Genomic DNA, 20,625 nt, shown 5'->3' on the forward strand with positions numbered 1-20,625 from the left:
CACCGGGCATGCCCCACTTTATTCCTATTTCCGGGCGCGTTTTCCCACATGGAAACCCTATGCCTCCCCTCATAAATCCGGGAGCGCCGGCTCGCTGACGGCCGTCAGCGGCAGCCGGCAATCGAGGGAGGCTTGCGATGGCGAACTCGGAAAGCATCCAGGACGCAAATGGGCTCCCGGTCGATCCAATCGCCGGTGCAGCGTATCGGGAGCGACCCGATTTTCCGGTAGCGGCCGGGTATCTGGCCGCCCTGGTTTTGACGGCCTTGGCGACGGTGATCGCGTCCGCCCTGGAGAGCGTGGCAGCAGTTCCAAACCTTTCGCTTATCTACGTCCTGCCAGTCATCATGGCTGCCATTGTATTTGGATTTGGCCCCTCGATGCTCGCCGCCGTGGCGGGCGCGTCGGCCTACAATTTCTTCTTCACCGCGCCGCGCTTCTCGTTCCAGGTCGAGGATCCCGCGAACATCTGGGCAATCGGATTGCTTCTCGTCGTGGGCGGGATGGCGAGTGGCCTGGCATCGTTGGCGGCCCGGCGGCAAGGGGCGATCAAATTGCGGCTCCGCCAGGAACAAGCCTTGCAGTCCTTCAGCTCTGCCGTCTCCGTAGCGAGGCAACCCCGTGACATGGCGAACAGGGCCGCTGCGGCGCTGGAAGAGATGTTCCATGTCTCGGTCGCAGTGATGACGCCCGCTGACGGGCGGCTTGAAATCATATCGTCTCTTGGACCGATCACCGCCAGCGCAAGCGAGCTGGCTGCCGCGCAGTCATCGCTCGACCAAGGCCATCTCGCGCGAGCTGGAGTATATCCTTTCGACACCTCGCGCTTCGACTTCTGGCCGATCAAAGCCCCCAATCAGCAGCCTGTGGTGTTGGGCTTGGCATTCGACCCGCAGGAATATCCTGAACATCCCGAGCTGTTCATTGTCGTTGTGGGTCGACTTCTGGCCGCGGCCTTGAGTTCACGAAGCACCGTCCAGCCGGCGGTAGCGGAATGAGAGGCGCCATCGCCCCCTATCCGGCGCACCAGAGCCGCATGCCTTGGAGATCGCGACGGCCTCAGAGCCATGTCCACAAGATCGCGGCGAGCTACAAATGGCTGGCGGCGAGGGCAGAAGAACAGCCCGTAACCCAGCGCCTTATGAGAAACTGGCTGGGGCGCCAGGATTCGAACCTGGGAATGGCGGTACCAAAAACCGCTGCCTTACCACTTGGCGACGCCCCAATGCGTCGCGCCTTCTAGAACGCGTCGCCGTCCTGCGCAACCGCCTCGCGACGTCCATTCGGGGCCTTCGCAAGAAATCATCCCCAACCTGCAAACGAGCTGTTGCGCCGCGCCCGCGTGCTGGCTATAAGCCGGCCACCAGTTGATCGGAGTGTGGCTCAGCCTGGTAGAGCACCTCGTTCGGGACGAGGGGGTCGCAGGTTCAAATCCTGCCACTCCGACCAAAATTTCCCGAGACATATCAAGTAGTTGAGAATGGGCCGAAAGGCCCTTTTTCGTTTCCGGACAGAAACTCCCGCCCACGCAGCAAAAAGCCGGCCCCGATCCGAGCCAGCCTTGTTGGTCAGTTGTGCCTGCCCTATGCCGCCCGGCTAGCCCGGACGGCCTCCTCCCAGTCGCGCACGGTCGAACCGACGTGATCCTGCAAGTGCGAGACGCACCTCAGGATGGCGGCAACGCCGCGGGGGTCGAGGCGATGGCTCGCGCCAGCTTCGAGGAGCGAGCAGACCGCGTCCGCCATCTCGCGAGCGGCAGAGACGTCGTCCTCCATCGCGAGGATAAGCGAAGAGCTTTGCGCGATGGATGTTTGCGGCGTGACGGGGCTAGGACCCGGCGGCGATAGCGGACCTCAGCGCTGCCTCGGCCCTCGGACCGACGTTCCGTCGGCACTCAGGCCATGTGCAGTCTGGAACGCCTTAACAGCTGCTTTGGTCTTCGGCCCGGCCACGCTGCCAACAACAAGCGAATTGCCGAGCGCGACCAGCGCCCGCGGGATGGCGGTCGTATCCATGAAATGCTCCGAATGCGAAAACCGCGCGAGGCAGGCGGGAAGGGGCACAAGCTTGGCTATTCGGCCTGCAGTGGCTAATCCCCAACGCATGGACAAGAAATGGACCACGCAAGCGTCGCGAACCGTGATCAAGGATCGCTGGATCAATCTGCGCGCGGATGACTGCTTCACCCCCTCAGGTCATGAGGTCGCGCCGTTCTACGTTCTCGATTATCCCGATTGGGTGCATGTCGTGGCAATCACGCCGTCCGACGAGCTAGTCCTGGTACGCCAGTATCGGCATGGCGCCTCGGACTTCTTTCTCGAGCTCCCGGCTGGCACCGTCGATGCGACTGATACGGATCCCACCCAGGCTGCTTCTCGTGAGCTGGAAGAAGAAACCGGATATCGGGCTGCGGATTATCGATTCGTGACGTCGCTTTATGCCAACCCTGGCAATCAGACGAACCGTGTCCACACGTACCTTGCCCTAAACGCCATGCCGACGGGCGTTCGCAAGCTGGACGCCGCCGAAGACGGCATGACGGTTCATTTGATGCCGGTCCGAGAGATGGTGTCGGGGCTGAAGGACGGGCTGTTGCCAGAGTCGCTCAACGTTGCATCGCTGTTCATGGCGCTTGCCGCCGCCGGGCGAGTTTCCCTGAGTTAGGCGGCGGCCCGGTCGGAGCCTCGCCCGATCGCATAAAGGCAAAGAGCTTTACGCGGTCGACAGTTGCGACGTGACGGGGCTGGGGCTTGTCGGAAACTGCGGACTTCCGCGCCGCCTCGATCCTCGGACCGACAATTCCGTCGGCACTCAGCCGTGTGCAGCCTGGAGCGCCTGAACCGCCGCCTTCGTCTTCGGCCCCATCACGCAGTCCACGACCAGTGAATCGCCAAGCGCGACCAGCACCTGCTGAATTGCGGTCGTGTCCATGGAATTCTCCCGGTGTGAAAGGCCCGCCAGAGGCGGCCGGTGGTTGCCAAGCGAGCGATGTGCTAGGCTATTTAAATGAAGCCGCGCATTCTTGAGCTAGATGGCCTGCGCGGGATTGCCGCGCTCGCTGTCTACTTCATCCACTCCGGTGGGTTTGGTTTGCGAGGTTTCGGCGATCTCGGGAACGCGATCGTCGATCACGGCAAGTTCGGTGTGACGCTATTCTTCGTCGTCTCTGCGTTTTGCCTTTGCCTCAGCATCGCAACCGCGGTCGAAGGTGAGCCTGTTGATTGGCGTAGGTTCTTCATTCGCCGGTACTTTCGGATCATGCCACTGTTCTACGCGGCCTGCGCGGTGACGGCTGTGGTAAAGATCTGGGGCGGGATGCCTGCAGATTATGTCGCCGGGGTTCTCACCAAACATTTTTCACTGATCACAATGGTTGACCCGACTACGCGAAACGCCCTTATTGGCATCGAATGGTCAGTTTTCGTCGAATTTCTGTTCTACTTCATGTTCCCCTTCGTGCTCGCGTGGCTCATTGAGGCGCCTTTGAGCATGGTAGCGGTCACGGCTGTCCTGATGTGGCCCCCCGTATGCAAGGCTATTACAGACAATCTCGGGATCGTCGAACCCAACTTCACGATCTTTTGGCACTTCCACTCGTTCTTAATCGGAATGCTGGTCTTCAGGCTTGTTTGGGCCGATGCCCAGAGACGACCGGTGCTTGGATCGGCTCTGTTTGCGGTCGCCGTTGGCCTGAGCGTCGTCGCAATTGACAAGCATGATCACGGATTCAGCGTCTCGGCCGTTTCACTGGCTGCGGCATGCACGATTGCAGCAGCCCATTACGGCAGCCCCCTTGTCGCATGGTTGCGGTGGAGGCCGCTCACTCTCGTGGGAGCCGTCAGCTTCTCGATCTATCTGTTCCACCCGCTTATGATGGGCGTTGTGGGTGAATTCAACGCTCTGACACCGCTGCAGGCCGTTTTGGCGCTTTGTCTCACGCTGGGCGTATCGTCTTGCACCTATCTGGCAATTGAAGTCCCAGCCCAGCAATTCGCGCGGCGCATGACTCTGCGACACTCGCCAACTCCGGCCTGACGGTCTCCACTGGCGTCAGGGTACGGGCTTTCGCAGTGGCCGCCAGTCAGATTGCGCCCGCGCGCGGGAGTGTTGGACAGCCGCGCTCGTCTTCAGCCCGGCCTCCTTCGACCTTCGGCGTCTAGCGAAGCGCTGCCTGCACCTTGGCGACATTCATATCGATGCTCCGCGCATGGAGCGCCTCGGGGGCGGCGAATGGGCTATCAGCCGAAGGGCTCGGCCTTCCGCCGTTCCGATCAGAGGCGGTGCGGAAAACCTCCGCCCACAGGTCCAGCCAGGCTGGACCTCGCCAGGGCACGGGATGAACTGGCTCGCGATCGATGGGTGGAAGCAATCTCCAATCCCAACGCCTGCGGGCGGCTGAAGACTTCGACAACGTGACCGTCGACAACGCGCGCATACTTCTGCATTGCGGACCTCATCAAAACTCCAGGAGGACCATGCCGTCAGCGCCGTTCTGGCCGTCAGCGGTCGTTGCCGCCACGCCCGAGGAACCTCCGCCGGGCTGCATGGCCTTCGAGCTGCTGCCGACAGTGATCGGAGTGCCGGGAGTATTAAAGGCGCCTCCGCCTGCCGAGGCGATATAGGCGGAGGCAAATGAGGTAGCTGTTCGCCGCCTGCTGGCCGAGTTGGTTGATCTGGCCGCTCGAACCAGCGCCGACGACGTCGGACGGCGTCGCGGCGTAGCCGGAGCCACCACAACCGGTCGCAGAGTTACCCGTTCCGAACGAAGAAGATCCTTCAGCTTGGGTGTTGGCGCCGGCACCGGCCGAAGTACCCTTGGTGCCTCCAGCGCCCATAACGATAGTGATGACTTCGCCCCGCATGACGTCGAAGACGCCTTCCCAATAGCCACCACCGTTGCCGCCACAGCCGGATCCCCCGGCCGAAATTAGCGCCCCCCACTGCCGCCAGCGCCCCAAACGCGAGAGCGGGCCTTGAAGATGCCGGCTGTGTCGCCGATACCGAGCAGAGCGGCGCGGGATTTGCCTGATTGAGGCAAACCAGCCCATCCCCGGCGAGGCTACGCACACAATCGGACCGACGGTGCGATCACGGGGACGATGAGCCGGCCGTCGTCGAATGCGACGCGCACGTCGAAATCGCCAGCCGAGCAGGCAACTCGCTTCGGCACCATCAGCACGAAGCCGAACCGGGCCCCGGCAAGATCGGGCCGCGACCATGAACGTGCCTTGTCTGCCCGCATCCGCCGCGATCGCTCCATGACGACGATGCTTCCGTTTCGAAGGACGGCGGCGTGGGTCACGAGCTGAGGCTTGTCGAGGTCGATGGCATATCCGCGTATGACCAATGTGTCGTCCGGCAGCCGGTCGACGGAGTCGACTTCCGCGCGAATCGTCGCCGAAACGGCTGGCTTGCCGTCGGTGATGATCGCCGTCGCATGAGCGTAGGCCGCCCGCTTTTCCCGGGCATCGAACTCGGCATAGGCGGCGATGCCGACGAAGATCGCGATGAAGCTGAACGCGAGCGCGCGAAGACGGGATATGGGAGCTGCAGCGATCCTGGTCTTGAACCAGCGGTGCATGCCGAGATCCGCCGGTGCGAGCGCCAGCGCGAATGCGATGGAGGCCCCGATTCCGCCGAGCCAGAGCGCAAGGCCGGGCGCGAAAGCCGGCGCGAAGCCGCCGAAGAGCGTCATCAGCGGCATATGGCAGAGATACAGCATGTAGCTCGCGTCACCCAGACGCTCACCGATGATGCCGAACACTGTTTCGGGCGCCGGCTTCGGAACGCGGACGGCTGCCGCGACGATGAGGATCGCAGGGATGACCGACTTCATTCGCGGATCGCCCGGGATGAGATAGGCGGCCGCCACCGTCGCGGCTATCGCGACAAGCCAGAGGCCCGGTGGCAGCCAGCGACGCCGGGCCAGGCCTGGAAGCAGGAAGCCGACCAGAAACGGCAGATTGATCGCCTGGAGCGGCAGTGCGCTGAGGAGCGGGAGAGTGTCGTCCCGCACGAGACCGTCTTTCGCGAGCGCGACGAGAATGAGGGCGATCCAGCACGCCGCCAGCCAGGCTGCAAACTGGCGCAGGCCGGCAAAACCCAGAAGAGCGAGAACGACGTAGTAGCTCATCTCGTAGACGAGCGTCCATTCGACGGCGAGGAAATAGTCTCGGGGGCCTGCCGGCGCGAGCAGGAGGCCGACGACATCGATGCTGCGCAGGAAGCCGGCGGCGAAGAACGCGACCCAGAAGATCGCCACCGCGAGCAGCATCGGCGGATAGATCCTGACCAGTCGGTTCACCATGAAGCGGGCAGGATCGTCGCGCTGGATGAGTTCTCCCATCAGATAGCCCGAGAGGGCGAAGAACACCGCCACGCCATAGGCGCCCCAGAACCCGCCGAAGACCGTCAGAAAGCTGGCGTTGCCGCTGATCCGCTCGACGATGACGGAGGCATGGTAAAGCAGGACGGACAGCGCGGCGGCAGCGCGCAGATACTGCAGCCTGACATTTCGAAGCATCAGCGAGCCGTCCTTCGCCAGCGGCGCAACGAAGCGGTCGGACAGGATCGGCTGGTCTGCTGCTGGAAGTAGCGATGTCGGCGTATGGCGCATTTGCGATCACTTGCTGCGTTTCGAGGCAAGCACACCCATGTGCCATAGATTGGCGATATTCTAAAGTTCGAGCAGAAGGGCGTCGCCTGACAGAATAGACGCCGAGCGTTCGCCGCCGAGCCCCCAAAGAAACCAACGAAACCTGGATACCCGATTTTTGCCGGGGGACGTTCGGGACGAGCGGGGACGCGCAGATTCAAATCCTGCCGCTCGGACCAAAATTCCGGAGATAATTCAGCCGGCTACAGGAATGGCCCTCTCGGGCCGCTTCTTGCCGCTGACGGGGGATAGCGACGGTCTCGGACGGCAGCAGCCAGCCCTGCCTGCTCACCACGCGGGTCGGTCTGTGACAGCGAAGCGACGGCTATCTCTCAGCCCGCGTCGCGGCCTCCAGAACTGGCATGAGATCCCAGATTCGCCGGTTGAGCGCATGAAGCTCGCGGATCGTGCGGGAAATCTCCTCCAGCCTGGCCTCATCGACGGCCCGTTGGATACCAAAACGCAGATTGCCTCGGCTTTCCTCCACCTTCATGTGCTGGGTATGGGTGATCTCGCCCTGCGAATCGAGGACGAAGGTCGCGTGGCTGAGATCATTGCGCAGCCGCGTCGCCGCCGAGAAACGTTCAACGACCTCGCCGAGCTCGCTACGCACGGCCCTGTCGGCCAGCGCGATCTTGGCAAGACGCTGCACCAGATCCAGCCGCGCGCGCGTGGTGTTCAGCGTGGCGAAGACGATCGCCGCCGCTTTCTCGTCACTGCCCAGCAGCCACATCAGCACATAGATGAACAGGCTTTCGTTGTTCGACCAGGCGAGATTCAGATCGCCTACGAGGTTCATGAAGGCTACTCTTCGGCTCGAAGACGGGCGCGCGGCCGCCGCTTCCAGAGCATCGAAATCCGGCCGGGGCGGCAAGGCAGCTTGTCCTCGGGAGAGCTTGCGCATCGGACGTTTCCTCTAGGCTTCGCTCAGAGCGGAGGCGCCATGTTCGAATTGCTCAAGATTCGCAAGGCGCGCCGCATGGCCCATGCCGCGATCGACCCCTTCTTGCGTCGCGACCCCGGGGGAGCGGCAATATTGCAGGCCGGCGACTGGCTTCATCCGCAGATCATCGGCTTCCTCGCGACGCTCGTCACATTGATTGCCCAGCGCCATTGCGGCCCGATGCGCACCCATGCGCTCGCCGCGGTTCAGGCCCATGTCCTGAACGCCGTCACGGGAATTGGCCCGGAACTGATCGGAGAGGAAATCTGCCTGCTCACCAGCCACGAGGATCCGGCCTTTGCGGTGGGTGCCCGCGGCGCCGTCGCTTTTCTCGAGATGCTGCGCCCCGCGACCGAGCTTGACGAACTCGACACCCCCGTCATGACGCTCGACCCTGCCTTGCAGCGGCTCTGGGAAGAACATGTCGATCAGTGCCTCCGCCGCAGTCCCCGGCCGCAGTAACCGGCGCCGCCGAAACGACGATGAGGGCGCCTCGCGCCGACTTCTCCGCCGCAGTCGTCAACGCCCCCCCTCGTCGTCGGCGCCGCCCTCTCGGCCGGCTGGCTCATCGAACAGACTCAACTCAAGCTGCTGTTCGAACACTTCATCCCGGGGATCGGCGCTTGTGCCGGAGCCTCGCAGCAGCCTGTGCAAAGCCGCGAGGAAAACAGTATCGTCGAGGTGATGTGCTGCGCTCGCAGTCACCGCCAGGAAGCGTTCATAGCGCGCCTTGCAGACGGCCTGCCCGGGCTGGAGCGGCGCGGGGCTATCGGGAAACGGCTCACGCAGCACTCGTTTCACCACGCTCTCGCTGAGCCATGAACCCGGCAACTCCTTTGCAGCGTCCAGGCCGGTGGTGATTTTCGTTTTGAGGTGCCAGGCGGTCCGGACGGACACCCCGAGGATCTGCCCCAGTCTCTGTGAACTGATGCGCTCTCCGGTCGCCGTCAGCAGATAGAGCGCTTGCAGCCAAACATGCATGGGCACGTGGCTGTTCTGAAAGATCGTGCCATGCCTGATGGTGAAGGGCTTGCGACAGGCATAGCACTTCCACATGCCGATCGGCGTGCTCAGCCCGCTCAGCCGGCCGAGCCGACTGCTCTCCCCGCAATGCGGACAAACCGGCCCATCCCGCCAGACCAATGCCTCGAGCGAGAGGAAAGCAGCCTGTTCGTCGTGCATGCGGACGGCATTCGGCATAGCCAATCTCCGGCACACAAAGCAGCAAGCGCCACGAGGCCACCTCCTGGGTCATTAAAATTCAATGAAGCCGATAACGCAGGGTAACAATTCAGCACATTGACCCATAAGCCCCTTCATGGCTGTTTATATACAGCAAACGAAATCTGCGAAAGAAAAAACTCAAATATATTACTGGTTTAAATCACCCTTAATTCGCAATTCAGACCATTAACAACTCTTTGTTTCTATATTTTACTATAACATTCATCACATATAACAAATATTACGACAACTTGTATGAATATTTCGGCCATATTTCCTGATATAAAATCTCGAAACAGCCTTGCAAAAAGGCCCTGCCGAAAAATTTATCCTTACCCGCCCCTCTCATGAAAGGAGAAGGAATGAAATAATTGTACCTTATCCCGCGCCGAAATCCAAGATCGAGCACATCTTCCATGTAACGCGTAAGATTCAAGTGCTCAATCACCTCCAATCGACATCGTCCGAATCCGTGCTGCGCACCGCAGAAGAGAGGCGCTGCCGGACCTTATCGATGTCTCCCGAACGCGTAGGAGCATGTCATGGGTCAGCCCAACAACCAGCGGAACTATCACGACGACGATCCGACGCAGGGCCAATTGCAGGGCCAAGCTGAATTGCAGGCTCAGTTGCAGGGCCAAGGTCAAGGACAGGGCCAAGGACAGGGCCAGGGCCAGGGCCAGTCGCAGGGTCAGGCTCAGTATGCGGCTCAGGCGGTAGACACCGACGTCTGGAACTCTGCCAGCAATTCGAGCGAAAACGGCAATCTCAACCTGAACGGAAACGGCAACCTCAACGCAAACGGCAACCTGAACTTCAACGAGAACGTCAATCACATCGACAACCAGGTCGAAAATCACGTAGACAACGCCGTGAATGTCGATGTGGCCGTTGACCTCGACCTGTCGGGAGCGCTCCTGCCTCCATCGGACAATGATGTGATCGATATCGACACGATCCACGATATCAGTGAATCGATCATCATGCCGGACGTGGTCACCCAGACCCTCGAAAGCGGCAACAACTTCAATCTCGATCAGGTCAACAACCTGGCCGACAACGATACGCTCAACAATCCGTCCGTGAGCTACAGTGCGAACGGCCTGTCGGGTGGCTTGGCCGAGACGTCCTGCTGGGATCCCAGCTCGAGCGATCCGGGTGGCGTCGGCGACTTCACGATGATCGCGCGGGCCGTCGGTGGCGAGGCGGAATCCCATGTCGGCGCGATCACCGGCGACGACGGCACCTTCAGCGGGATCGGCGCTGCTTCGGCGGCTGCCAGCCTCACGCAGGAGGCCTTCACCCAGTCGATCGTCATGGGTGCCAACATCCAGTTCAACTCGGTCGACCTGACGATGGTCGGAGGGGACGCGAACGACGCGTTCTGAAAGCTGGCGCAACCATGGGACCGCGCGGGGTCGAAACTCCCCGCGCGGTTTCGGCTCCGGGCTCTTCCATGTCCATGCGCGACATGCGCCTGAAATCTTCCCGCCCGGCGCAAGCTGGACGCAGCGGAGGATCGTGCCATGCAAGCCGGCGGCTTCACCGAGACGATCTGGCAGTTCATCGGCTATCTCCGCCTGTCCGATTCCGTCGCGCGGACATCGAGCTTCTATGAAGCTGAGGCACCGTCGCCCCTCCCTCCTGGCGTTGACGACCTTCTTCGCGAGCCGCGCCGCGGGCTGGATTTCGACGAGCTCACCTCGGTCCCGACCACGATCAAGGAACCGCCGACCTCGGACCCGCATGCGAGTTTCGCACAGGTATCCATGCCGGATCCCCATGGCCTGCCGAACAAGGCACTCCCGGCGCTTCCGCCGCCGTTGAAGCCGCATCCTTTCGACGCCTACGAGGTGAGCGTTGCGCAGCATGCGGGTCCGCGGGTGATCGTCGCCGAGTATCAGGCAGGCGGGGATGAAACCCTGCTGCAGCTCAAGCAGATCAACATCGCGGATGACCGCGATCTCGTGACGTCGAATGCCGTCACCAATGCCGACGGCACCCCGGTGGTCCCGCCGGAACTGCATCTCGAAAGCCAGTTCGCGACCCTCGTCCATCAGGCCAACGACATCGCGCCGGATGGCATTCCCGATATGAACGAAGCGCTCCATGCGGGGCCGCAGGAGATCATCGCGATGGTTTCGGCGCGCGATGCCTTGTGGGCACAAACCGGGAGCCCCTATCCGGAGGGCAGCACCGTTCCTGCAGCGCCGGAAGGGCGCATCGTCGACGGCGTCGTCGGCGCGCCCGATCCCATCGTGCCGACCGTCCTCGACAGCGCCCCCTGGCGGCCCGAGGATTCGCCCGCCCAGCCTGTCACGGAGGCGAAGCTGGAGGTGGCGGCCCCGACAGGCGGCGTCGCGACGCTGGCCGAGACCGGTCTCAACGTCCAGATCAATGCAGCCGCCATCGTGGACGCCAACGAAGCTGTCGGGTCGATGATGGTCGGCGGCGACTATTTCTACAGCCGTGGGATCGTTCAGACGAACATCCTGGTCGACAACGATCACGTCGACGTCGCCATCGCTGGCTCACTCTCCCCTGTCATTGGAACTCACGGCAACGAAGTCCACAACATCGCGGAGTTCGTGACTCATCACTCGACCATCGACGTCAAAGGCGCGGCGGCGACGCCCCATTGGAGCGTCGATGTCGTCTCGGGCGACTTCTACGACATCAAGTCGGTCATTCAGTTCAACAGCCTGGACGACAATGATAGAACCGTCCAGGCGGAAGCCGGCACCTACTTCGATCTCCGCACCGGCGGGAACGAGCAGCTCAACCTGGCGAAGATCCACGGCGCCGCCGACTATGACGTCATCGTCATCGGCGGAAATTACCATCGCGCCGACTGGATCTATCAGTACAACATCGTGCTCGATCCCGACTATGCCAAGCTCTACAGCACCGGCAATGCGGACGACGACGCCACGGTCACCACTGGCTTCAACAGCCTCACCAACAACGCATCGATCGAGACCTACGACGCATCGGCCTTCAGGCCGATGCTCGGCGCCCATCACGAACTGATAGACCAGCTCGCCGCCCGAGAGACGATTTTCACGCCCAATGCCGATTGGCATCTTTACGGCAGTGCCTCCGGGACGTTGAAGATCCTCTACGTGGCCGGCGACTACTACGATGCGAACGTCATCACCCAGGTCAATTTCATGGTGGATGGCGACCAGAGCATTCAAGCCAGCGCCAGGGAAGGCACGGAGCAAGGTGTCGCCGCGGGCGGCAACAGCGCTCTCAACGAAGCCTTCATCGTCGATCCCGGGCTGATGTCGACCTCGAACTATCTCGGCGGCCACGCCTATGAGGAGTCCGTGCTGATCCAGGTCAACATCGTCACCGACAGTGACACGGTGAAGGTCCACGACACCAGCACGCTCGTTCCGGAACTCGTGGCCTTCGCCGAGCACGCCACGCAGCAGCCTGAGCCGCATTGCCGACATGCGCCTCCACCGGACCCGGCCCAGCACGATCATCTGACGTCGAACATCATGGTCTGAAAGCAAGAAGACGAGACGGGGAAGGGGCATGACCGAGAAGTGCGAAGCAACGTCCGCGGCACTGCCTTCGGCCGCCGCCAAGCCGATGCGAGTGGTCGGTCTGCCGCCGACGATCGGGCTGTCGGCTATCGCGGTCGACCACACCGCCAACACCAACAGCCCGGCCGCTTCACCGAGGATCGAGGCGCCGCCGCCTCGCAGGGAAGCGGATGTCCGCGCGGATGCGCGCGGCGACGGCCAGCCGGCGCCCGAGCCGGTCCCGCTGCGCTCCAGGACCGACTCGGAGGCCCCGAGGAAGGCCTCTGACGGCGGCAGGGGCCGGGGCGGCGGTGGAGGGGGCCGCGGAGGAGGAGGCCCGGGTGGCGGAACGCCGATCGAGCAGCGCCTCGGCGATCGCGACTTCAAGCAGGTTCTCGGCGCGGGCCTCGCCGGCGCACGGCGCAACATGATGATCGTGGCAGTGTTCTCGATCGTGGTGAACACGCTGGTGCTCGCCGTGCCGATCTATCTCTTCCAGATGTCGGACCGCGTGCTGACGAGTCGCAGCCTCGACACGCTCATGATGCTCTCGATCATCGTCATGCTGGCGATCGGGGCGCATGTGCTGCTCGACATGGTCCGACGCTTCATCCTGATGCGCGTGGCGGTCGATGTCGAAAGCCGGCTCGGCGGCCCGGTGCTCGCCGCAGCCGCCAAGGCGGCCCAGACAGGCTCGAACCGCGAATTTCAGACGCTCGCCGATCTCCAGCAGATCCGCAGCTTCGTGACCGGTCCGGTCATCCTGACCATGCTCGATGCGCCGACGGCGCCGATCTATCTGCTGGCGGTCTTTCTGATCCACCCGCATCTCGGATACATCGTCACCGTTGCGGCGTTCGTCCTGTTCGTGATCGCCTATCTCAACCAGCAGTTCACGGCAGCCCCCTTCGCGCGGTCGAGCGCCTTTTCGACCAGGGCGAACCTGCAATCGGAGGCGATGTCCCGCAACGCGCAGGTCATCAACGCCATGGGCATGATCCCCGAGGGCGTCGTGATGTGGGGCCGCGAAACGGCGGAATCCCTGAAGGCTCAGGTCAGCGCCCAGGACCGTAACATCGTGATGACCGGCGCTTCCAAGTTCTTTCGCCTCGGGACGCAGGTGGCGATGCTGGGTTGGGGGGCGATGCTCTCGCTCGAAGGCCAGCTGACGGGCGGCATGGTGGTCGCCTCCTCCGTGGTCGCCGGCCGTGCGCTGGCGCCGCTCGAAGGCACGATCGAAGGCTGGCGCAGCTTCATCCATGCACGCGCCGCCTTCCAGCGCGTCAAAGCGCTGCTGCAGGCCTCCCCGCTCAATCTCGACCGCCTGAAGCTGCCCAATCCCAAGGGCCGCCTCGATGTCGAGCGCATCCTCTACGTGCCGCCGCCGACCAAGAAGGTCATCCTCAACGGCATCAGCTTCAGCCTCGAACCCGGGGATTCGCTGGCCATCGTCGGGGCCTCCGGCTGCGGCAAGTCGACCCTGGCGCGCATGCTCGTCGGCTCGATCGCGCCGACCGCCGGTACGGTCCGGCTCGACAGGATGGAACAGCGCAACTGGGATCCCCGCCAGTTCGGCGAGAATGTCGGCTACCTGCCGCAGGATGTTCAGCTCTTCCCGGCCTCCATCAAGGCCAACATCGCCCGCATGCGCGAGGACGCTTCCGACACCGATGTCTTCGAGGCCGCCGAAATCGCCGATATCCACGAGATGGTCGCGCAATTCGCCCATGGCTACGAGACGCAGATCGGCATCGATGGCGCGCCGCTCTCCGGCGGGCAGAAGCAGCGGCTCGGTCTGGCGCGTGCCTTCTTCGGCAATCCGCGCCTCGTCGTGCTCGACGAGCCGAACTCCAATCTCGACGTGCTGGGCGAGGTGGCGCTCGCGCGCGCCTTCGAGCGGGCAAAGGCGCGCGGCATGACGGTGGTGGCGATCACGCAGCGCCCTGCCCTGCTGCGCAGCGTCGACAAGATCATGATGATCAAGGACGGCGCCGTGCAGGCGATCGGAGCACGCGACGACATCCTGCCGATGATCGTCGGGCGGCGCAGCATCGACGGCGGTACGCCGAAGCCGCACTGACGGGAACGGGCGACCGCTGTCGCTGCACGGGTCGGGGAGACGGAGGGGCAAATGGCTAGTCAATTGATCTCGCAGCCCTGGTATGCGGACGTGCCGCGCAGCACGCGCATGGCCACCTTGAGCGGCGTCGTCATCGTCGCCGCGACGGTCATGGGCTTCGGTGTCTGGGGCAACACCGCCCCGATCGCAGGCGCGGTCATCGCGACCGGCGTGTTCGTCACCACCGGCCAGAACAAGACGATCCAGCATCTCGAAGGCGGGGTGATCCGGGAAATCCTCGTCCATGAGGGCGATGTGGTCGAAAGCGGCCAGCCCCTGGTCAAGCTCGACGACACCTCCTCGCGCGCCGAGTTGCGCCGCCACGAGCTCAAGCTCTTTCGCCTGGAGGCGATCGAGACGCGGCTCCGGGCGGAAGTCGCCGGCCGCAGCGACTTCTCCTTTCCCCAGCATCTGACCGAAAAGCGCGAGGATCCCGACATCGCCGCGTTGATGGCGGCGCAGCTCATCGCTTTCAGAGCCCGGCAGAACAACACGGCCAGCGAGATCGCCGCTCATCAGAAGAGCATCGACGCGCTGGAGGAGAAGATCACCGGCAGCAAGGTGCAGCTTGCCGGCGTCCAACAGCAGTCGCGATTGCTGAAGGAGGAGCTCGAAGGCAAGCAGGCGCTCCTGCAGCGCGGCTACATCCGCAAGCCGGAAGTGCTCTCGCTCCAGCGGCTGGCCGCCAGCCTGACAGGTGAAGCCGGGCGCATCACCGGCGATATCGGCGATTCCCGCGAGCGGATCGCCCGCTCCCTCGAACAGATCGACGGCGTGCGCAAGAACGCCCAGAAGCTCGCCTCCGACCAGTTGCAGGACATCAGCGCCGACCTCAACGACGTCCGCGAGCGCATCCATACGGTGAAGGGCATCCTCGACCGCTCGACAATCGCCGCTCCCGTCAGGGGGACGGTCGTCAAGCTGCGCTATCACACGCCCGGCGGCGTCATCGAGGCCGGCAAGAACATCATGGAGATCGTCTCGCTGCAGGACGAACTCATCATCGAGGCGCGTGTCCGGCCCCAGGACATCGACAAGATCAAGCACAGCCAGCTCGCCACGGTGCGGCTGACCGCCCTGAACCAGCGCACGACGCCGATGGTCAGCGGCCGCGTCATCTATATTTCCGCCGACGCGCTGCCGGACGAGAAGCAGCGCGCCTACCCCGGCGTGCCGGATCTCTACGTGGTGCGTGCCCGGCTCGACGCCAGGAGTCTCGCCAGCGTTCCCGGCTTCCAGCCGACGGCCGGCATGCCGGCTGATGTCTACATTCAGACGGCCGAGCGGACCTTCTTCGAGTACTTGCTGCAACCGCTCAAGGACAGCATGGCGCGGGCTTTCCGCGAGACCTGACTTCGGAACGTCGACCGGCGAGATCGCCTTCGCCGGTCGAGACGGCGGTTTCCCCGGGCTCCCAGGCACCGGGGAAACCGTCACCCCCCTGTTAAATGGTATGACTATTGCTTCGGCTCCCGTAACGGAGTCGAAGCATGCAGCACCGCTGGCCCAACGACGCGAAAGCCATGATCACCCTGATCGCCGTCTCGGCGTTCTGCATTCTGGGCTGGCTTGCGGATATCGGCCTCTGAACCTCGACCTTCGGCTGTCGAGGCCATTGTTGCACACCGCCGGCCCGTTCTAGATTACCACCCGGATCGAAACGAACGGTTGGGCCATGAAGCGCATCATCCTCCTCGCCGGCCTGCTTGGGCTCGCTCTCTCGCTCTCGGGCTGCGACAAATGCGGGAACTTCCCCCCGCTCTTCGGCCCCTATGACGGCAAGAGCTGTGGTGGCGGCCAGTCGACGAGCTAGGCCGCGCCGCAAATCACCGACGAACAAAAAGGCCGGGTGCAGACCCGGCCTTTGTCTTGAGAGTTCCTATCGAGCGGGGGAGGACCGGCTCAGCCGCGCCGGCCGATCAGCGACCAGCCCGCCCCGGCGACGCAAGCCGTGAGCGCGACCTTCAGCGCTTCGCCGAGCAGGAAGGGCTGCACGCCATAGGCAAAGGCCTTGGCGAAACCGACGCCCGTCGCGCCGCCCGCCATCTGGGCACCGAAGGCGAGCCACAGGCAGCCGATGGCCAGGAGCGCAACATCCGCCAGGACCAGCCCGCCGAGGAGGCGCAGCAGCGAGGCGCCGCGCTGGGCAGCCCAGCCGGCGATCGCGGCCGCAACGACGAAGCCGATCAGGAAGCCGCCCGTCGGTCCGACGAGATAGAGCGGGCCAGCGGCGACCGGCGGCGTATTGGTGAACACAGGCAGCCCGGCCAGCCCGTACGCAATGTAGAGCGCCATGGTTGCGGCGCCGAGGCGCGCGCCATAGGCGGCGCCGAGGCCAAGCACGGCCAGCGTCTGCAGTGTCATCGGCACCGGCCAGAACGGCACCTTGATCTTGGCCGCCGCAACGAGGAGCAGGCTGCCGGCAAAGGCGAGCGCGACATTGCGCAGCATGGCGGTGCGGCTGCCCGCCGCGGGAAAGAGCGTGCCGGCGAGCGTCGGAGCTTGCATGGGGATCATATCGGCCATGGGCTTGTCGTCCTTTCCCGAAAAGACCGCGCGCCGCGGCCGCTATTGCGTCTATAGAAAATGCGGCTAGGCCTCACAAGCGAGCAGGCTTTGCAGGAATGGGCAACCGGTCTGGCGAAATCGGCTCAGGCCCGGACGAGGCACGGCAAGATGGCGGACGACATCGAATTCGACAGGAGCGCGACGACGCCGGCCGGTGAGGTCGCGACACTGTCACCGCTGGTGCGCCGCGTCATTGCCGGCAACGGCGGGCCGATGACCTTCACCGGCACCTGCACCTACATCGTCGGCCGTGGCACGGTCGCGGTCATCGATCCCGGTCCCGATGATCCCGTCCATGTCGAACGCCTGCTGACCGCGCTTCGCGGCGAGACGGTGAGCCATATCGTGGTGACGCACACCCATCGCGACCACTCACCGGCCGTGCCGGCCCTCAAGGCGGCGACCGGCGCGCGCGTGGTCGGCTGCGGGCCGCATCGCCCCTCCCGAGAACTCGGCCCCGGCGAAGGCCGCGTCCTCGATGCCGCCGCCGACACGGGTTACGAGCCGGAATGGCTGATGCAGGACGGCGACACGGTTTCGGGGCCGGGCTGGAGCCTGGCCGCCGTCGAAACGCCCGGCCACACCGCCAATCATCTGGCCTTCACGCTGGCTGAGGAAGCGACGCTGTTCTCGGGCGACCACGTCATGGCCTGGTCGACCTCGATCGTGGCCCCGCCGGACGGCTCGATGGCCGCCTATATGGCCTCGATCGAAAAGCTGCGCGGCCTGGAGCATGCACGCTACTGGCCGGGCCATGGCGGCCCCGTCACCGAACCGCAGCGATTCCTGCGCGGGCTCGTCCATCATCGCCGGCAGCGCGAGGCGGCGGTTCTCAACCGTCTGAGCCAAGGCGACGAGACGATCGCCGCGATGGTGCCCGTAATCTATCAGGGCCTGGCGCCGGCCCTGCATGGCGCGGCTGCGCTCTCGGTGCTGGCGCAGCTCGAGGATCTGGTGCTGCGTGGCGCGGTCCAGGCCAGCGACGCCGTTCCCGCCCTGACCAGCCGCTACCGCCTGGCCTGAGCGTCCCGCCTGCATCGGACAGAATAGTGGTTTCCACTTTTCGGAGAAATCCGATGCTAAAAGGCTAGATCGCCACTTCGCGTGCGATGGGACGCGCGGCGAGCTAGCGGTTGTCCATCAGCAGCTCGACCTCGTCGACGAAGGCGGCGATGCGCGCCGCGTTGGCGCCGAGATCGTGGCTGCCCAGCCGCGAGGCCGAGCGGATGTCGATGCGGCTGCCGTCGACACGCGGCCTGACCCGGATGGTGATGTCCTCCGAGAAATGCAGGATGCGCCCGCGCGCCACCGCCTCGATCCGCCCCGCCCCGCTGCGCCCGCCCGGTCGCACGGTTTCCAGCACCTGCCAGCCGAGCCCGGTCGCAGCACGGCGCGCGACATCGAAGGCGCTCTCGGCGGGAACCTCCAGAAGGATCGGCACCGCCTTGGGATAAGCCTGACGCTGCACGCGCCGGCGCACGGACGGCACGTCGGGCGGCACGCGCCCCCCGCGCGCGGTCATCGCAGCCTGCGAGCGGCTGAAGGCAGGCGGATCGTCGATATCGGTCGAGACATCGGACAGAGCAGGCTTCGTCACGAGCTTCACTGCGACAAAGCCGAGCGGAACGAGCAGGACCAGCGACAGCAGCATCGCCCAGGCGGCCATGCCGACCCCGCGATGACCGGACTGCCAGATGCGGATGAAGGCCAGGATCGCCAGCCCCAGCGCGGCAAAGACGAAGATGTAGGCACCGGCGACAGGCGCGAGCCCTTCGATGCTTGGCTCACGGAGCCGCACGAGCAGAAGCGACAAGAGCAGCACCGCGAGCGAAAACCACGCCAGCCGCCGGCTCCAGATGGCGGCGTGCGAAACCGGTTCCTCGAAGACGAGACGGCGATGCATCGCCTTTAGGTGACGCCGGACGAAGAGGAAGGCAAGACAGCGGCGGAAGCTAAGCGCAATCTTAATCAAATTGGCGGTAGCTGGGCGCGAAGAGGCGCCGGCTCGCGCCGAGGCGTCTCTTCGGCCTGCGTAAACCGCCTTCCCAGCCGCACGTCGCTTCCCGAGTCCCGCCGTGAAATTCTTCCCCTCGTCGATCCAGAACTACCTTGTGGCCACCATGGCCTGCCTGTGCGTGCCCGGCATCGGCGCGCTGACCTACATGGCGGAGCAGTCCATCGCGGAGGTGCGCACCAATATGCAGCTGGCGGAGCTGGTCGAGGCCGACAAGGCCTTGCTCCTCGCCGGCAACATGATCCGCTCCGCCCGCGGCCAGGCGCAGACCAGCATTCAGGTCGCTGATGACCCGACCCCTGGCCTGAAGCAGATCGAGGAGGCCAGCCGCGTCCGCATCGCCGAGGCGATCAGGCAGCTGCAGGACACGGATCTGCCGAACCGCAAGGGGCTGATCGCCGGCATCCAGCAGGAGCAGAAGCTCTCCGACGCCAAGATGGCCGACCTCTATGCCGAGGCCGGCAAGCCGAAGGCCCAGCGCAGCCTCGCTGCTACCATGCCCTGGTACAACAGCGTCGGCGCCATCGAGACGGCCATCGTCAAGGCATCGGACGAAACCTCCAATGCCACCCGCCTCGCCGACCCCATCCTGGCCGATCTTCAGGGTTTCAAATCCACAGGATGGGACGTTCGCGCCAATTACGGCACGCAATGCTCGCTGCTGCGCCCCGCCTTCGGCTCGGGCAAGGCGCTCGATGCCGCGCAGCTGCGCCGCCTCGGGGAATTGCGCGGCGTCTCGAACGCTTCCCTGGATACCTTGAAGCAGCTCGCTTCACGGCCGGGCGTGGGCAGCGAACTCACCCGGAAGATCGGTGTCATGACGGCAGACGTCAACGCCTCGAACCGCAAGATGGATGAGCTGATCGGCAAGCTCGGCCAAGGCTCCGCCCCCGTCATCGCGGCCGACGAGTGGACGAAGCAGTGCAACGCCCCCTTCGAGCCGATCGTGGCGGCCGTAACCCAGTCGCTCGACGATATGAGCACGCGGACGAGCGAGAAGCTCAATCAGGCCTGGGTGAAACTCGGCATTGTTGGTTCCCTGCTCGCAGCGCTTCTCGTCATCTGTGTCCTGAGCTGGCGCGGTGTGCAGCGACGCGTCGTGCGTCCGCTCATCTCGCTGAAATCCGCCCTGGACGGCATGCAGCAGGGCGATTTCACGCAGGCTATTCCTCCGGCTCCCTCGCCGGATGAAATCGGCGCGCTCAGCGGCGCGCTCGAAACCTACCGAGAGAACGCGCTGGCGCTCGAACAGAACCGGCGTGACCGTGAATTCGCTATGCTGGCCGATGCCGAGCAGGCCGCCCATGTCCAGAAGCTGCTCGGCGAGGTCGCAACCATCGTCGCCGACGCCCGGAACGGCAACTTCTCCGGCCAGGCCAAGGTCGGCGGCATGGAGGGTCCGTTGAAGGAGCTCGTCGAGGGCATCAACGAGATCAACGTGGTGGTTGATTCTGCGACGACGGAGTTTGCGCAGACGCTGTCGGCGATCGCGGGTGGCGACCTGACCAACCGGGTCGAGACGGCCTATCGCGGGCGCTTCGCCGATCTGAAGGGCGCGATCAACGAGAC

General features: G+C 64.1%; 18 protein-coding genes and 2 tRNA genes. 12 read left to right on the plus strand and 8 right to left on the minus strand.

The window, feature by feature from the left end; all coding sequences use genetic code 11:
* Nucleotides 1-137: 137 nt before the first annotated feature.
* The gene (locus AC1DNE_RS28270) at nt 138-998 is read left to right on the plus strand and encodes a DUF4118 domain-containing protein (RefSeq protein ID WP_441473637.1); all 861 of its coding nucleotides are present in this window, start codon (nt 138-140) and stop codon (nt 996-998) included.
* Between the two features lie 152 nt (nt 999-1,150).
* Here the strand turns inward: AC1DNE_RS28270 and AC1DNE_RS28275 are convergent.
* Nucleotides 1,151-1,225: transfer RNA gene (locus AC1DNE_RS28275), tRNA-Gln, on the minus strand.
* 147 nt (nt 1,226-1,372) lie between these two features.
* Between AC1DNE_RS28275 and AC1DNE_RS28280 the strand changes: the two genes are divergently transcribed.
* Nucleotides 1,373-1,449 (plus strand) — tRNA-Pro (locus tag AC1DNE_RS28280).
* Between the two features lie 404 nt (nt 1,450-1,853).
* Here the strand turns inward: AC1DNE_RS28280 and AC1DNE_RS28285 are convergent.
* Entirely contained in the window at nt 1,854-2,015 is a 162-nt protein-coding gene (locus tag AC1DNE_RS28285; protein WP_441473638.1) for a peptidoglycan-binding domain-containing protein, read from the minus strand.
* Nucleotides 2,016-2,103: 88 nt separating this feature from the next.
* Here AC1DNE_RS28285 and AC1DNE_RS28290 point away from each other — a divergent pair, with 88 nt between their 5' ends.
* On the plus strand, nt 2,104-2,664 hold the full coding sequence (locus tag AC1DNE_RS28290; protein WP_441473639.1) for an NUDIX hydrolase: 561 nt from the start codon (nt 2,104-2,106) through the stop codon (nt 2,662-2,664).
* Nucleotides 2,665-2,811: 147 nt separating this feature from the next.
* On the opposite strand, the gene AC1DNE_RS28295 is transcribed toward AC1DNE_RS28290, so the two are convergent.
* Nucleotides 2,812-2,931 (minus strand): peptidoglycan-binding domain-containing protein, encoded by a 120-nt coding sequence (locus AC1DNE_RS28295; RefSeq protein WP_441473640.1) that lies wholly within the window; start codon nt 2,929-2,931, stop codon nt 2,812-2,814.
* 75 nt (nt 2,932-3,006) lie between these two features.
* Here AC1DNE_RS28295 and AC1DNE_RS28300 point away from each other — a divergent pair, with 75 nt between their 5' ends.
* Entirely contained in the window at nt 3,007-4,035 is a 1,029-nt protein-coding gene (locus tag AC1DNE_RS28300; RefSeq protein WP_441473641.1) for an acyltransferase family protein, read from the plus strand.
* 1,024 nt (nt 4,036-5,059) lie between these two features.
* Here the strand turns inward: AC1DNE_RS28300 and AC1DNE_RS28305 are convergent.
* Together AC1DNE_RS28305 and AC1DNE_RS28310 are read right to left on the minus strand one after the other, a co-directional pair.
* Nucleotides 5,060-6,616 carry an acyltransferase family protein gene (locus tag AC1DNE_RS28305; RefSeq protein ID WP_441473642.1) on the minus strand — a complete coding sequence of 519 codons (1,557 nt, stop codon included), beginning with the start codon at nt 6,614-6,616 and terminating at the stop codon, nt 5,060-5,062.
* Nucleotides 6,617-6,980: 364 nt separating this feature from the next.
* Nucleotides 6,981-7,454 (minus strand): hypothetical protein, encoded by a 474-nt coding sequence (locus AC1DNE_RS28310; RefSeq protein WP_441473643.1) that lies wholly within the window; start codon nt 7,452-7,454, stop codon nt 6,981-6,983.
* A gap of 144 nt (nt 7,455-7,598) precedes the next feature.
* Between AC1DNE_RS28310 and AC1DNE_RS28315 the strand changes: the two genes are divergently transcribed.
* Nucleotides 7,599-8,060, plus strand: coding sequence for a hypothetical protein (locus AC1DNE_RS28315; protein WP_441473644.1), 462 nt, complete (start codon nt 7,599-7,601; stop codon nt 8,058-8,060).
* Between the two features lie 57 nt (nt 8,061-8,117).
* Here AC1DNE_RS28315 and AC1DNE_RS28320 read toward each other — a convergent pair whose 3' ends face one another.
* Nucleotides 8,118-8,798, minus strand: coding sequence for a transposase (locus tag AC1DNE_RS28320; RefSeq protein ID WP_441473645.1), 681 nt, complete (start codon nt 8,796-8,798; stop codon nt 8,118-8,120).
* A gap of 566 nt (nt 8,799-9,364) precedes the next feature.
* Here AC1DNE_RS28320 and AC1DNE_RS28325 point away from each other — a divergent pair.
* The 5 genes from AC1DNE_RS28325 to AC1DNE_RS28345 all read left to right on the plus strand — a co-directional run bounded on the left by AC1DNE_RS28325 (nt 9,365) and on the right by AC1DNE_RS28345 (nt 16,287).
* On the plus strand, nt 9,365-10,210 hold the full coding sequence (locus AC1DNE_RS28325; RefSeq protein ID WP_441473646.1) for a hypothetical protein: 846 nt from the start codon (nt 9,365-9,367) through the stop codon (nt 10,208-10,210).
* Nucleotides 10,211-10,348: 138 nt separating this feature from the next.
* Nucleotides 10,349-12,337 carry a hypothetical protein gene (locus AC1DNE_RS28330; protein WP_441473647.1) on the plus strand — a complete coding sequence of 663 codons (1,989 nt, stop codon included), beginning with the start codon at nt 10,349-10,351 and terminating at the stop codon, nt 12,335-12,337.
* A gap of 28 nt (nt 12,338-12,365) precedes the next feature.
* Nucleotides 12,366-14,435 (plus strand): type I secretion system permease/ATPase, encoded by a 2,070-nt coding sequence (locus AC1DNE_RS28335; RefSeq protein WP_476767076.1) that lies wholly within the window; start codon nt 12,366-12,368, stop codon nt 14,433-14,435.
* Between the two features lie 51 nt (nt 14,436-14,486).
* Nucleotides 14,487-15,827, plus strand: coding sequence for an HlyD family type I secretion periplasmic adaptor subunit (locus AC1DNE_RS28340; protein WP_441473649.1), 1,341 nt, complete (start codon nt 14,487-14,489; stop codon nt 15,825-15,827).
* 322 nt (nt 15,828-16,149) lie between these two features.
* Nucleotides 16,150-16,287: a hypothetical protein gene (locus AC1DNE_RS28345; protein WP_441473650.1), complete on the plus strand. Its 138-nt coding sequence runs from the start codon at nt 16,150-16,152 to the stop codon at nt 16,285-16,287.
* 89 nt (nt 16,288-16,376) lie between these two features.
* Here the strand turns inward: AC1DNE_RS28345 and AC1DNE_RS28350 are convergent, their stop codons facing one another.
* Nucleotides 16,377-17,000: a biotin transporter BioY gene (locus tag AC1DNE_RS28350; protein WP_441473651.1), complete on the minus strand. Its 624-nt coding sequence runs from the start codon at nt 16,998-17,000 to the stop codon at nt 16,377-16,379.
* A gap of 150 nt (nt 17,001-17,150) precedes the next feature.
* On the opposite strand from AC1DNE_RS28350, the gene AC1DNE_RS28355 reads away from it, so the two are divergent.
* Nucleotides 17,151-18,065 (plus strand): MBL fold metallo-hydrolase, encoded by a 915-nt coding sequence (locus AC1DNE_RS28355; RefSeq protein ID WP_476767077.1) that lies wholly within the window; start codon nt 17,151-17,153, stop codon nt 18,063-18,065.
* A 103-nt stretch (nt 18,066-18,168) separates the two neighbouring features.
* On the opposite strand, the gene AC1DNE_RS28360 is transcribed toward AC1DNE_RS28355, so the two are convergent.
* Nucleotides 18,169-18,945, minus strand: coding sequence for a DUF1499 domain-containing protein (locus tag AC1DNE_RS28360; protein WP_441473653.1), 777 nt, complete (start codon nt 18,943-18,945; stop codon nt 18,169-18,171).
* A 172-nt stretch (nt 18,946-19,117) separates the two neighbouring features.
* Between AC1DNE_RS28360 and AC1DNE_RS28365 the strand changes: the two genes are divergently transcribed.
* Nucleotides 19,118-20,625 (plus strand): HAMP domain-containing protein (locus AC1DNE_RS28365; protein ID WP_476767078.1); only part of this gene is annotated, 1,508 nt, incomplete at its 3' end.

This window comes from Allobosea sp. 05L423 (assembly GCF_056397745.1).